The organism is Oscillibacter valericigenes (assembly GCF_021531435.1).
Classification (GTDB): Bacteria; Bacillota; Clostridia; order Oscillospirales; family Oscillospiraceae; genus Oscillibacter; species Oscillibacter valericigenes_B.
Genome location: NZ_JAFBIS010000018.1, coordinates 1 through 12474, shown reverse-complemented (window position 1 = coordinate 12474; position 12474 = coordinate 1). Strand labels below are relative to the sequence as shown.

Annotated in this window: 10 protein-coding genes; 3 read left to right on the top strand and 7 right to left on the bottom strand. The window is 58.2% G+C overall.

Annotated features, from left to right (window positions below; translation table 11 throughout):
• Positions 1 to 162: 162 nt before the first annotated feature.
• From JQM68_RS10250 to JQM68_RS10230, 5 genes are all read right to left on the bottom strand, one after another.
• Complete coding sequence (locus tag JQM68_RS10250; protein WP_235222911.1) at positions 163 to 1725, bottom strand: hypothetical protein; 1563 nt, start codon at positions 1723 to 1725, stop codon at positions 163 to 165.
• A gap of 17 nt (positions 1726 to 1742) precedes the next feature.
• The gene (gene tnpA, locus JQM68_RS10245) at positions 1743 to 2141 is read right to left on the bottom strand and encodes an IS200/IS605 family transposase (protein ID WP_235222910.1); all 399 of its coding nucleotides are present in this window, start codon (positions 2139 to 2141) and stop codon (positions 1743 to 1745) included.
• A gap of 70 nt (positions 2142 to 2211) precedes the next feature.
• A complete protein-coding gene (locus JQM68_RS10240) occupies positions 2212 to 2544 on the bottom strand; it encodes a HEPN domain-containing protein (protein WP_235222909.1) in 333 nt (110 codons plus the stop codon).
• Positions 2529 to 2855, bottom strand: a complete 327-nt coding sequence (locus tag JQM68_RS10235; protein WP_235222908.1) for a nucleotidyltransferase domain-containing protein — start codon at positions 2853 to 2855, stop codon at positions 2529 to 2531. Before JQM68_RS10235 ends, JQM68_RS10240 begins: the two co-directional genes overlap by 16 nt.
• Positions 2856 to 2956: 101 nt before the next feature.
• Positions 2957 to 4426 carry a helix-turn-helix transcriptional regulator gene (locus tag JQM68_RS10230; RefSeq protein WP_235222907.1) on the bottom strand — a complete coding sequence of 490 codons (1470 nt, stop codon included), beginning with the start codon at positions 4424 to 4426 and terminating at the stop codon, positions 2957 to 2959.
• A 124-nt stretch (positions 4427 to 4550) separates the two neighbouring features.
• Between JQM68_RS10230 and JQM68_RS10225 the strand changes: the two genes are divergently transcribed.
• Positions 4551 to 6767, top strand: coding sequence for an ankyrin repeat domain-containing protein (locus JQM68_RS10225; protein WP_235222906.1), 2217 nt, complete (start codon positions 4551 to 4553; stop codon positions 6765 to 6767).
• Between the two features lie 152 nt (positions 6768 to 6919).
• Positions 6920 to 7966, top strand: a complete 1047-nt coding sequence (locus JQM68_RS10220; protein WP_235222905.1) for a Fic family protein — start codon at positions 6920 to 6922, stop codon at positions 7964 to 7966.
• A 310-nt stretch (positions 7967 to 8276) separates the two neighbouring features.
• Here JQM68_RS10220 and JQM68_RS10215 read toward each other — a convergent pair whose 3' ends face one another.
• Both JQM68_RS10215 and JQM68_RS10210 read right to left on the bottom strand, forming a co-directional pair.
• Positions 8277 to 9134: a hypothetical protein gene (locus JQM68_RS10215; RefSeq protein ID WP_235222904.1), complete on the bottom strand. Its 858-nt coding sequence runs from the start codon at positions 9132 to 9134 to the stop codon at positions 8277 to 8279.
• 97 nt (positions 9135 to 9231) lie between these two features.
• Entirely contained in the window at positions 9232 to 10128 is an 897-nt protein-coding gene (locus tag JQM68_RS10210; RefSeq protein WP_235222903.1) for a 5'-nucleotidase, read from the bottom strand.
• Between the two features lie 137 nt (positions 10129 to 10265).
• Here JQM68_RS10210 and JQM68_RS10205 point away from each other — a divergent pair, with 137 nt between their 5' ends.
• The gene (locus JQM68_RS10205; protein WP_235222902.1) at positions 10266 to 12443 is read left to right on the top strand and encodes an ankyrin repeat domain-containing protein; all 2178 of its coding nucleotides are present in this window, start codon (positions 10266 to 10268) and stop codon (positions 12441 to 12443) included.
• The last annotated feature ends 31 nt before the right edge of the window (positions 12444 to 12474 follow it).

Genomic DNA, 12474 nt, shown 5'->3' with positions numbered 1-12474 from the left:
TACGCAGTGGGATTCCAAAGTACGTAGAAGGTGCCATATGAAGCCTATCAATAGGCTATCACTGGGAACCCAAAATCCTTTGGAATCTTGTAGCGGCAATGGTGGCAACCCACTCATTAGCGCCGCAGTCGGCGGGAGCCTTTGCCTTATAGTATTTGGTGACTATGCGATATGTTTGATGCCCATACTGCTGGGCGTAATTAGTGAGGAAAGCCTTTGCACTTCTTGGTTGTGCAACTGAAGGAAGTTATCGTAAAACTTGTTGCAGCGGTCCACATCCACTGACTTGAGAGTAGCATCTACATTCCGTATCAGGAACGCAGAGTAAAGGTCTCGCTGGAATTTCGTACCATCCGGCATGGTGTTCCAGCGTTTACTGAGGTTCTTCTTCGTAAAAGTTTCCGTCAAATGGTTAAATTGACTTGCCTTTACGGAAAAGGTATCGACCTTTTTGAAGGATCCACCAGCACTGAGGACCTTGCGTTCGAGCGTCTTTACAAAGAGGGCCGGAGCCTTATTGCTGATGGATTTTCCGAACCTCTTCTTACTGACGAATTTGCCCTTGCTGTTTGTATTGGCCTCTTTAGACCTTTTTGCCAATGCACGGAAGCGCATCTCTTCAATGTAGTGTTCATCACCAAAGGAAAGCAGACGGTTCGCCAGCTCGTTATGCTGTTGAACCCGCATTTCCCGCTGACGGCGGAAGAGTTCTCTCCTGCGGCTCTCCAATCGAAGGTAATTCTTCGACTTCACCCATTGGCGACCGCCTCTGCGGTTCAAACAGGACGCAGGGAGCTTGTCCTTTGGAACGATAGACCCATCCTTAGAAAACATCTCCGGGTTGGTCGCTCTCCGGGAGCGGTCCATGGCTTGGTTTACTCGTCGAAGCTCAATGTCGATGCCCTTCACCTTATCCGCAAGCTCGGTGAGCAATACGGCATTGTCGCCAACGCTGGCGATGGTTTGAGTTCCGATGTCGTGACCGACTCTGCCGTTCCCCATGGGATGCAGGAGTTCACCAGTCTCGGGCTTTACCTTCATCGGAGGCAATCCGTCCAGCGTAAGCTGCACGAAGTAATGCCAACCGCTGGCATACCACCGACGCTGGATGCCGCAATAGCGGATATCCCTCGTCATAGACTCACTCTGATAGCCATAGGGGTCTTTCTCATCGAAATTGACCCTGAGCTTCATCCCGTTGAAATAGACGAATCCATCTGCGTAGCGAATCCCAGAGGCATTCGTTTTCGCAGTTATCGTCGTAAACTCGCTCCATTTGGAGAAGTGTACCTGTTTCCCGTTCCCGAAGATGAGCTTCTGGTAACCATCCCACACGGATGCGGAAATCTTCTGCGCCACATGAACAGGGATGAGGTAGCCTTTACCGCCTTTCCCCCGGTAGTGTTTCCGATACTTGTTTACCTGCTTCTCGAACTGGTATTTCCCGAATCCGGCATCAGAGAGCATCTCGTTTCGGCGCTCACAGAGCGCCTTGATGAGTGGCGCATCCTTCGCAGCATAAGCCTCTGCCAATGCCGCTTGGTTGGCTTTCCAATCCTTCCGAGCTGTAAGGTTTTCGTATTGTTTTCGCTCGTAAGCAATCAGATTATTCTTGATATCATTCCCTACCTGGAAGACGGTATCGAGCCTATCACATTGCCATGCTTCACATTGGAGCGGCAGCGTCAGGACAAATATGTGCTCGCTGGGTGATTTTCTTGTCATGGCGCTGCCCCCTTTCATCAACGTGTTTTCTGATTCTCCACATAGCGGCGTATCGTTTCACTTGATACATTTCCTGCGGTGCTGACAAAGTAGCTGCGTGTCCATACCGTAGGGCTTCGCAGTATATCCGAGAACTCACTTAACAGTACACGGGACGTGTTCCCCTTTACGATACGCATGATATCGGCGGGGCTATACTTTGGCAGAGCGCTCAAAAACAGGTGTACGTGGTCCACATGACATTCCATAGCTAAAACTTCTATCTGGTTTTGCTCACAGATTTGGAGAACAGATTCTTTGAATCGTTCTTCCAGACCATCGATAAGAAATATCTTCCGCCGATAGCGTGGGCAAAACACAAAATGGTAGTTCAGCATTGAGACCGTTGTATTGGTGCGTTTATACTCATTTTTCATGTTTCAATTATATCATATTTTTGACAATAATTCAAGAAACATTTCCTGAGATGCCCGCCTTACCCACCCCTCACGGAGTGGGCTTGCGGCGGGCAATTTTGTCATCGTAATCCGCTTTTTCCCGTGTGCTGAATGCGATGCGAATCAACTTGGATATCTCCTTATCAAAGATTCCCGCTTTCACGTACATCTGATTAAAGTGGGCAATAATGCCGGAGTGCTTGGAAGAATCGAAGCCATCCAAAGCGGTTACAGCCCGAAGCGCATGAAAAATAGCATAGTAAGAGCGGTTAATGGAAGATTCCACGCGATCCCTCTCCAGAAGGCTCTTTGCATCGGCAAGCGTTTCCCTTGCCCGTTTCATGCGGTAATCGGAAAGCTCAAACATCAGGCTGTCTTCCACAATACGACCCCCTCAGTCTGAATGTTTCGATAAAACGGCAGCACATTTTGAAGCCTTACAAATCGGTCTGCGTCAATGTCTACGACAGAAAAAAGCTTGCCGTGCTTAATATCCATATCTGTCAGGAAATCCTGCAAATGGTCCGCCGTATTCCTGTCCGGCTTTCCACGCAAAATCAAGGCAATATCAATATCTGATTCCGCGTCCTGTGTCCCACGGGCATAAGACCCGTACAAAATTACAGCTTCCAGCTTGTCACCGAGGATATTTGCCATGCCTTCGGCAAGTTCCTCCCAGATCGCCTGCTCCAAAGTGCTCACCATCCTTTCGCACATCCTCAGTATACCAAAAAAGTGCAAGGTTTACAACCGAAATACGGTGGTTCACCAAGACGGCCTGTCCCAGACGCGTTTTACTCTGGACTTTCATACCGCTTCGCGGCGGCCTGCAGGGTCCGCTGGACCTCCTCCCGGAGGGATTGGGGCTCCAGAACGTCCACCAGATCGGCGTACTGGAGGGCGAAGAGCCGGGTGCCCGACTCGGAGGCCCGCAGGGAGACCACGGTATAGTCGTCCTTCGGCGTAGAGTAGCCGGTGACGGACGAGCCGAAAATGTCCATCAAGGTGCTCAGGAGCTTCGTGTGGCAGCGCAGGCGGGTGGGCACCGGCTCTCCGGGGTACATGATGGGGGAGCGGTCCCGGTATGCGACGGGGTCAAAGTCCTTATCGACGGTGAACGTGTAGTCATCTCCGGAGGCCTTAAAGGTGTTGACATCGAGGATGCGGTCCACCCGCAGGTTCCGCATGCTTCCGTCCTCCAGCCTGCAGACCAGATAGTAGTAGCCGTTGGACCACATCATGGCGTAGGGAGACACCAGCATGGGAGCGCCGTCCTGCCGGACCAGACGTGGCTTCCAGGCACCGTTTTCCCGGTACAGCGTGTATTTGCCATAGGTGATGCTGACTTTTTTTCGCTCCCGGATGGCCTTGTCCAGAATTTCAATGTGTTGGAATTGCAGGGGAGCCGCCGTTTTCCGGGCGTAGCGGGCGCCGCTCCAGTTCCGAACGCCGGGCGCCAGGCGCTGCATGGCGGAGAGGAGGTCGCGGGTCTCCTGTTCGTCGATATAGGGGTAGACCAGGATCAGGTCGGAGAGGATGCGCCATTTCGCCGGGGAGAGGATACTGGACAGGTAGTACCGGCGGGGCGGGCTGACGGCCTTCATCTCGCTGTCCTGCTGGCTGTTTGCCTTCGTGGAATCCTCCTGCTTCGGGGGATCTTCCTTTTTCGCGGCGGGGGCCCACTCGGAGGCGGGGATGTACTGCGTTGTCAGGCCCTTCTTCACCGCCACGATGCCCGCCAGTGAGACGGGCAGCTGTTCCGGGACGGACGCGGATTCATACTCCATGTACAGCTGCGGCAGCTTGCGGTTCAGCGTGGACTGGGGAATGGGCGCGGAAGGGCGTCTGAGAAAGACGGCCTGCATTTCACAGTTCTTCAGCGCGTCACCATTGGCATTTTCCAGCACCACATGGAGCTTGCCGTCGTGACCGTATGTATGCAGAACGGCGGGCTTGCCCGCCTCGCACAGGACGGTGTTGGGAAACAGCGTGTTGATGACATCGGCGTCGGCGGGAAAATGCTTCGTCAGCGTGTTTCTGGAGGGCTTGGTCTCGTTTTCCAGCAGGTTGTCCTCCGTGTCCCCACCGGGATTCAGATAGCGGAAAATCTCCCCGGTGGTCAGAGGACGCTCCGCGGACGCGTGGGCAGCCAGAACGTTCCAGATGTCGATCAGGGATTTGGTGGTGCTGTTATAGGCTCCTCTCCTGTTCTTTTCCGGTTCCTTCGGACTCTTCTCAGCCGCTTTCTTCAGCTTTGCGCACATGGCGGGCGCCCCCTTTCTCTTTTTTTCAGTATAGCGCCCCGGAGGGAGGAAAACAAGCCGCTTATTAAATTTGAACGTATAGACGGTGCATACTGATGATGAGAAACCACAGGGGGAACGTCATATGAGCTTTTTCAATTTCGATGATTTATTTGAACAGGAGCCGTCTCTGGAGGGATCTTGGCAAAAAGACCTCGGTGAGGACGTGGAGAAGGTAGAGCGGCTTTTGGAAGAACTGCCGGAGCCGCTGGAGGGTCAGGATGCCGGACGCTGCCTGCGGCAGGCGCTGGACTGTCCGCCGGAGCTGTTCCGGCAGGTCCTGGAGCACTGCGCACCGGGAGAGTACATCTATGGATTGACCATCGAGAAAGACGCGGACGGCCGGAACAGAGCGTCCTACATATTCGGACGGGGCTCCTTGCTGCTGCTGGCGGCAATGGCGGACCGGCCCGCTCATGTCCGGGTGCTGCTGGAGCATGGATACGACTGCAACGGCGCGGGGCTGGAATTGGCCGCCAACCGGGATTTCATGGGTAACTCTGCGCCAGCTTATGGGACTTACGGCGGTACCTGCCACAATGTGCTTCAGGTGCATGGACCGGCATGGGAAGCGGATGTCTCCTGTGCTACGCCGCTCTCGGCAGCCCTGCTCTGCGGAAGCCTGGGGGCGGCGGAGGAGCTGCTGCGCTGGTCCGGCGTCTGGAAAGGGGAGAGCAGCGCCGTCTGCCGCGCCGCTGTGATGGTGCTGGACGGCCTGACTGGGGAGGCGCTTTCGGAGGAACGGCGGAACGCCCAGCCGGAGGTGCTGCGGCAGGTCTTCTGCCCGGAGCGGGGGAGCTTACCGGATAAAGAGGAGTTTCTGCGCACCAGCTATCTGCAGCCCGTGTCCTTCTTGGATTTCTGCAGCGCGAGGACCCTGCGCTGCCAGCTGGAGAGCGGCCTGTGCGGAGAGAGGGACGCCCGGTATATGCTGGAGCTGCTGGAACGGCAGGATAGCTACTACAACACGGCACCCATCAGGGCCGCGGCCGGAAAGCTGCTCCTGCTCAAGCACTTCTTTCCCCGGGTATGCCGGGAGCCGTGGGCCACGGGCGTGTTCCTGCGGGAGGCGCTGCGGCGCTGCATCGCGGGGGAACGGCACAAGACGCTGCTGACCGCCTGGAAACAGCTGTGTGGCAAGGAGAGAGACTTGACATGGATACGCGACGTGCCACTTGAGCTCGACAGCCGCGATCTGCGGCGTTTTCTGGATGCGGCGGAGGAGGGGGGCACGCTGGTGATGGACGCGGATGCGGTGGACGACTGGAAATTCCGCAACGTGGGTTGTATGATAGAGCTTGTGAAGCGGGTGCGGTTCCGGTATCGGGATGAAGCGGGCGTCAGTGGAATGATGAAGGTTCTGCTGGATTTGGGAAGCATCAAGCTGTTGCGGTGCGCGGCGGAGCGGGGCCTGCTGGACCGGGAGGATCCTGCGGAGCTGCTGGAGCATCTGCGCGGGCATGAAAAAAGCCAGACGGACAGCCGCATCCTCCTGCTGACCTGCGCCCGGAGGCAGACCCCCCTGGAAGACACCGCACAGTGGCAGGACCCCCATCGGTGGGCGTTTTGGAACGGCTGGGACCGGGAGGAGGTCTGCCAGGAGGAGCTTCAGGACCTGATGCGCCGGGAACTGCCTCGGGAGGACTGTCTGCGGAAGCTGTTCCATTTGCGGCAGTTTCTGGGCTTCGAGATTTTAGAGGGTGGACTCTGCGTGGGGGACGCCAGGTATCCGCGGCTGGAGGTTACGACCCTGACGGGTGTTGCCTGCTGCTCAGAGTGGGGACAGGCCATGGCACTCCTGATGGAGCTGCTGCCGGGCAGCTTGCGGGAGACGGTGCAGGCTTCCTGGGGGGATGGGTTTTCTTTCCGGGGAACGCCGCTGTGCCTGTCCGCAGCGCTGGGCCGGACGGAGCAGGTGCGCCTGCTGCTGGATGCCGGCGTCCACCCGGACGAGGTGGGCCGGGGAGACGATTCCCGGTTCTATATGCGGCGTAAGGACTACTCAGAGGACTCTCTGGCGGTGACGCCGCTGCTGGCGGCAATCCTCTTCGGGCAGGAAGAGACCGCCCGGGTGCTGCTGGAGCGGGGCGCGGCCTGCGACTTTTCCCGTTTCGCCTGCCGGAAGGCGCTGCTGTGGGGCAGCGCCGCATCTCTGGCCCTTGCGGAGAGTTTGCCTGGCGTGGGCTTCCAGAGCATCCCGGAGGAGGAACTGGAGGCCCTGCACATTCAAACATCGAAAGACGGCGAGCAGAGCCGCTTCTGGAGACGGCTGGCGGAACCACCGGAAGAAGATGGCTGGTGACAGATCATATTTCAGGATTTACTGAAAAAGCTTCGTTTACCCTGCATACTTTCCATTAAAAATGCAATAATATTAAGGGAATATTTTCTTATACCATTGACTATTCCCTTATTTTCCGTTATTATTTAAGGGAAATATTCGGAGGTAAGGTAATGAGAGCTTTTAATTACTCTGAAATCAAAAACCAGAAGTGGGATTCGGATGTCCTTGGTCTGATTGCTGCGATATATAAAGAAGTCGGAAAACAGGAGATGTATCTGAAACAGCGCCCGGAAGAACTGGAGAAACTTGTAGAGATCGCAAAGGTGCAAAGCACGGAGGCGTCCAACGCCATTGAGGGTATCGTCACTACAAGTACCCGTATCAAACAGTTGGTCGAAGAGAAAACAACTCCGAAAAACCGTGATGAACAGGAGATTGCAGGCTATCGTGACGTCCTTAACATCATTCATGAGAGCTTTGATGCCATTCCGATTACGCAGAATTATATCCTGCAGTTGCACAAGATCCTGTATAGCCACATGAACAATCCGATGGCAGGCAAAACCAAAAGCGTGCAGAACTATATCAGCGCAACATACCCGGACGGTCATGTGGAAATCCTGTTTACTCCGCTGGCTCCATATGAAACACCGAAAGCAATGGACAGGATCTGCGAAGAATACAATCGTGTAGTTGGAAACATGGAGGTTGAACCTCTCATCGCAATTCCTGTTTTCATTCACGATTTTCTCTGTATCCATCCGTTCAACGATGGCAACGGCAGAATGAGCCGACTGCTCACAACGTTACTGCTTTACAGAAACGGCTTCTATGTTGGAAAGTATATATCTCTGGAGGCTAAAATCGCGAAAAACAAAGACCTTTATTATGATGCCCTCGCTCAGGCTCAAGTGGGTTGGCACGAAGGGGAGGAAGATGCTGTTCCCTTCATTAAATATTTGCTCGGGACCGTCCTTGCTGCATATAAAGACTTTGAAGACCGCTTTGCGTTGGTGGAAATCAAGCTTCCGGCCCTTGAAACCGTAAGGCGTGCCACGATGAATAAGATTGGCCGTTTTACCAAGCAGGATATTCGTGAACTATGCCCTTCTCTCAGCATAAGTTCCATTGAAGGTGCGCTGCGCAAATTGGTAGGATCCGGCGAGCTGAAGCGTGAAGGCTCCGGCAAGAATATTTGCTACTACAGAATAAAGTAATTCCCTCAACAATATATCTTTTCCCTTAAAACCAGCTGATAATTAAGGGAATGGATGTGCTGATAAGGTTAAGCATCTGCTTTTTGGCAGGTGCTTTTTCTTATGCTCTTTTTCAGAATGGATGCGAAACTTCCACTGTCGGTGGTACCATTCACAACGCCTGCTTTCAAGCTGGATAGATCATCCTGTAAGTCAGGATAAAATCACTGCGTCTGCGCATAAAAGCCACAAAACTCCCGGCAGTGAAACTGTCAGGGGTTTTGTGGCTTTATAAAGCATTTCGCTGAGAAACGGAGGGTGAGCCTGCGGTTCACTCCTCCGGCTCCGGCACCGGAGCGGCCTGGCCCTGGCGGTACAGCCGGTTCAGGGTTCGCCTCACCGCCTTGCGGTCGGCGGCGCCCAGCAGCATCAGCCCCAGCTTCAGGACTTTCAGCGGCTCTGTGGAGGCGGCAATGCACTCCTCAGAGAACTCGCCCTTCAGCGTGACGGAGAGGGGCTCGCCCACGGTGGTGGTCACGGTACAGCTGCCCTGGTCGGTCTGGATCCAGAGGTAGTTGAAAGTGAGGTCCCTGACGCGCCGCAGGGGCTTGAGGAAGCCGCCCAGGGTCAGGTCGTGGGGGCCGTTGAGGAGCTTCTCCACCAGGGAGCGGACGGCGTCTCCCGAGGCGGCATAGTTCTCGTTGAAGGTCTCCCAGGAGATGGACCGCACGTTCCGCCCGCAGAGGGTCAGGGCGCCGGGTGCGAAGTAGAGGTAGGAGTAGGCCAAGGGAAAGTCCGTCCAGCTGATGAGGGACCGGGCCGCGCCATACTCCGTGGTCAGGAAGGTGTCGGATCCCAGACGCTCCTTCTTCCGGCGGAAATCGTCGTTGCTGCACAGGCAGTAGTCGCCGCCCAGGTACTTCTGCAGATACGCCTCGGCATCGAAGAAGAGAACACCGTCCTCGTCCCGCTCCTGGGGGATGGGCTGGCCCCGCAGGTAGATGACCTGTTCCTTTCCGGCACACCAAAAGTCCATGGTGAAGCGGTCGGGATCCACTCTGGTGTCCAGAGTTCGCCGAGGGCCTACCTTGATGCGGCAGGGGACACCCCTGGGGCCTTTGGTGTGTCCGTGCAGGTCGAAAATCTTGGCCTTGCTCATGAGAAAGGGCGTGAGACTGATACGTTCCATACGGTTCCTCCTTTTGTTCAGCACAACTCTTGTTTACAAAAAGAGAATACCACAGCCCCTGGGACAAAGATGCGAAAAAACCAAAATATGTTGCCAGTTACTCCGCGTAGGGGACTCTCGCGGCGGGGACGACCTTGGAGGCCGGGTCGGTGTGGACGGTTTGGTCGTCGAAGAAGATGTTGGCGTCGAAGGCCTTGAGGATGTCGCTCTTCTGGATGCCGCCCAGGAAGAACGCCTCGTCGATGCGGACGTCCCAGGCCCGCAGGGTGCGGATGACCCGCTCGTGAGCCGGGGCGTTTCTGGCGGTGACCAGCGCCGTCCGGATGGGGGAGGCGTCCGTGGGGTACTGCTTTTGAATGGTGGAGATGCTCCGCAGGAGCTTGGCGAAGGGACCCTCCGGCAAAGGCTTCCGGGCGTTGGCCAGCTCGTGGGCGGCAAAGGCCTCCAGACCCTGGTCCTGATAGATGCGCTCGGCCTCGTCGGAGAACAGAACGGCGTCGCCGTCGAAGGCAATGCGGATTTGACCGGCCTCCCGGTTCGGGTCGATGGGCAACTCCGCGTGGGAGCAGATCAGGCCGGCGGCCACGTTGGCGCTCAGGGCGTCCCGCACGTCATCTTCGTTGGCGGACAGGAACAGGTCGGTGCGGAAGGCGTTCAGGTAGGGGGCGATGGAGGCTCCGCCCACCAGCGCTGCCCGGCTGATCTGCAGGCCGTAGTGCTCAATGGAGTGGAACACCCGCAGGCTGGTGTCGGCGCTGTTCCGGGACATGACAATGATCTCCGTCTGATACTGCCCGTCCGCGTTGAGCCTGTGCAGCGCCTTGATGAGGGGGAATGCCGTGCCGGGCTTCAGCACGTCGTTTTCGTGCTCTGTCTGATAGGCGGCGTAGGCCTCCAGACCTTGGGTTTCAAATATGCGGTTCTCCTCCTCCAGGTCGAACAGTGCCCGGGAGGAGATGCCCACCACCAGCTTGTCGTCCAATTTCAGAGCCATATCCCGAACCTCCAGAGAGCCGGCGCGCCGCCCGGCTGTTTTTTATGCTCCCAGTATAGGAGGAACTCCGCCGCTTGTCAAATTTGAAAACCGGCCCACTGTACACTGAAAGCAGAAAAAGCCGGGAGGGATAAAGAATGCGGAATGAGGGAAAGACCGGCAAGGCGCTGGCGGCGCTGCTGGGGCGGTACAGGGACCTGAGCGAAGACGCGCCGCTCACCCGGGAGGAGCTGGAGGAGCGGCTCCACGGGGAGGTCTGGCGGGGCGACTGGGATGAGGTGCTGCGGCTGCTGGAACAGTTCCCCGGCAACGTCTCCCGCGAGGCGGCGGGGGAGTGCCTGTGCCGCGCCGTGGAAGGCGCACCGCCGGAAGTGTTTGAAAAGCTGCTGGACCGGCTGCCCCGCGGGGAGTACGCGGGAAGCTGGGACTTCCCCGCCCCCTGGGCGCCCAACGGCAGCGCCCGCCGCCGCTACCGCTGGGAGATCCGTGTACAGGGCACGCTGGTGCTGCTGGCGGCGGCGGAAAACAGGCCGGAGCATCTGGCGGCCCTGCTGGCGCGGGGGTATGACGTGAACAGCGCCTCTCCCGCCGCTGCCTCGGCGCTGATGGAGAAATTCGAGGCGGGCATCGTCCTCTTCGGGAGTGACTTTTCACCCTTTCAACCCTTTACCGCCCGCCCGGTGAGCAGCCTGTGGCTGCAGCGCCACAACGATGAGCCGGAGGACATTCCGCCTCTGCAGATAGACGGCGCCACGCCGCTGGCGGCCGCGGTGCTGTTCGGCAGCCGGGCGTGTGCCCGTCTGCTGGTGGAGCACGGCGCATGGCTGCTGGAATCCCCCGGCGTCAGCCAGGCCATGTGGCTGGCATGGCGGGAGAGGGACGGGGACTACCGGGCCGCCCGGGAAGAGGTGCTGGCCCGGAGCCGGGAAAAGCCCGTCCTCTGGGCGCTGGGCCGGACCTGCTCTCCTCACCAGCTCCATGAGGTGCTGGAGACCTGGACCTACTCCCGGGAGGAGTTGAGCGCCGCCGCCCGCAGGATGCTGATGGACTTCCAGGAGCAGAGCAGACTTTGGAAGGAGCCGAAGCGGGGCTGGGAGGACCTGTGCCACCGCCTTCGGCAGGTGGGCCGGGCCTGCCCGGAGGCCCTGTGCGGGCGGGATGTCATCGGTGAGCTGCTGGCGCGGTGCGCCAGGGAAAAGGCGTGGGGGCTGGAGCCGTTCCTGTCTATTCTGGAGGGACAGACACTGGACCTGTCCTGCCTGCCCTGCTCCTCCATCTGGACAGGCACCCAGGAGGGAAAGAATCTGCTGGAGACATTGAGCGCTCACTGCACCTGCGTCATGGACCGGGACGGCGTACTGCCCGGGCGGAATGAGGCGGTGCTGCGGCTGCTGATAAAGCGGGTGACGTTTCTGCCGCCGGCCGTGGACGGGGGCGTCAGCAACCTGACCTACGCCATCCTGCAGACCGGCAATCCCCGGCTCATCCGGCAGGCGCTGCGGCAGGGGATCATTCCCCCGGCGGAGACCACGGCGGAATTGCTGGACTGCCAGCGGCAGCTCCAGCTGCCGCCGATCTGCCGTGCCCTGCTGCTGACCGTTCCCCGGCCCGGCCTGCCGGATCCGCCGAAGGCCCGCAGGGTGGAAGATTGGGGACCGCGCCGCTGGTTTGCGGAGCAGGTCCCCCCGGACGTCACCGCGCTGCTGGAGGAGGGGGACTGGGACCGCTGGTTTTACCCGCTGCTCTATGAGGGAAACCATATCTGCCGGGTGAGCGCGGTGGGAGAGTGCTGGGAGGCGCACCGCATCTTCACGGCGCTTTGCATGCTGGGGGAGACGGACGTGGCGGCCCGGTGGCTGACCTATCTGCCGGAGGATCCGCGGCATCTGGACAGCGTTTTCTGCCAGCGGCGGCAGCTCCAGCTGATGATGACGCCCCTGTGCGCCGCCGCTCTGACGGGTCGCACGGAGACCGTCCGCCTGCTGCTGGACCACGGCGCATGGGCAGCGGAGGAGCGGTGCGGCTATCCCAGCCTGTGGCTCCTCCTCCGGCAGGAGGACGATGTTCGGCCCAGACCCTTTCTGCCCCTGGCAGCCGCGCTGCTGGGGAAGCACTGGGAGACCGCCCAGCTGCTGCTGGACCACGGGGCCGCCTGCAATCTCAGGGGGCCGGAGGTTCGGGAGCTGTGGCACCAGTTCCACGAGGATACCCCGGAGACCGCCGTCGCGCCCTTTCTGGGGGCGTACCTCTCCGGGGAAGGAATTTTGAGAAAAGACCTGCTAAGTTTTGTCAAGAGTAAAATTCAAGAATTTTGAGTAGGTGAAAAAGGCCGCACTAAATCAAGCC

Excerpts from the sequence above, each read along its gene's own strand:
- JQM68_RS10250 (WP_235222911.1), bottom strand. The coding sequence starts at position 1,725 with ATGACAAGAAAATCACCCAGCGAGCACATATTTGTCCTGACGCTGCCG.
- tnpA (WP_235222910.1), bottom strand. The coding sequence starts at position 2,141 with ATGAAAAATGAGTATAAACGCACCAATACAACGGTCTCAATGCTGAAC.
- JQM68_RS10230 (WP_235222907.1), bottom strand. The coding sequence starts at position 4,426 with ATGTGCGCAAAGCTGAAGAAAGCGGCTGAGAAGAGTCCGAAGGAACCG.
- JQM68_RS10225 (WP_235222906.1), top strand. The coding sequence starts at position 4,551 with ATGAGCTTTTTCAATTTCGATGATTTATTTGAACAGGAGCCGTCTCTG.
- JQM68_RS10220 (WP_235222905.1), top strand. The coding sequence starts at position 6,920 with ATGAGAGCTTTTAATTACTCTGAAATCAAAAACCAGAAGTGGGATTCG.
- JQM68_RS10215 (WP_235222904.1), bottom strand. The coding sequence starts at position 9,134 with ATGGAACGTATCAGTCTCACGCCCTTTCTCATGAGCAAGGCCAAGATT.
- JQM68_RS10210 (WP_235222903.1), bottom strand. The coding sequence starts at position 10,128 with ATGGCTCTGAAATTGGACGACAAGCTGGTGGTGGGCATCTCCTCCCGG.
- JQM68_RS10205 (WP_235222902.1), top strand. The coding sequence starts at position 10,266 with ATGCGGAATGAGGGAAAGACCGGCAAGGCGCTGGCGGCGCTGCTGGGG.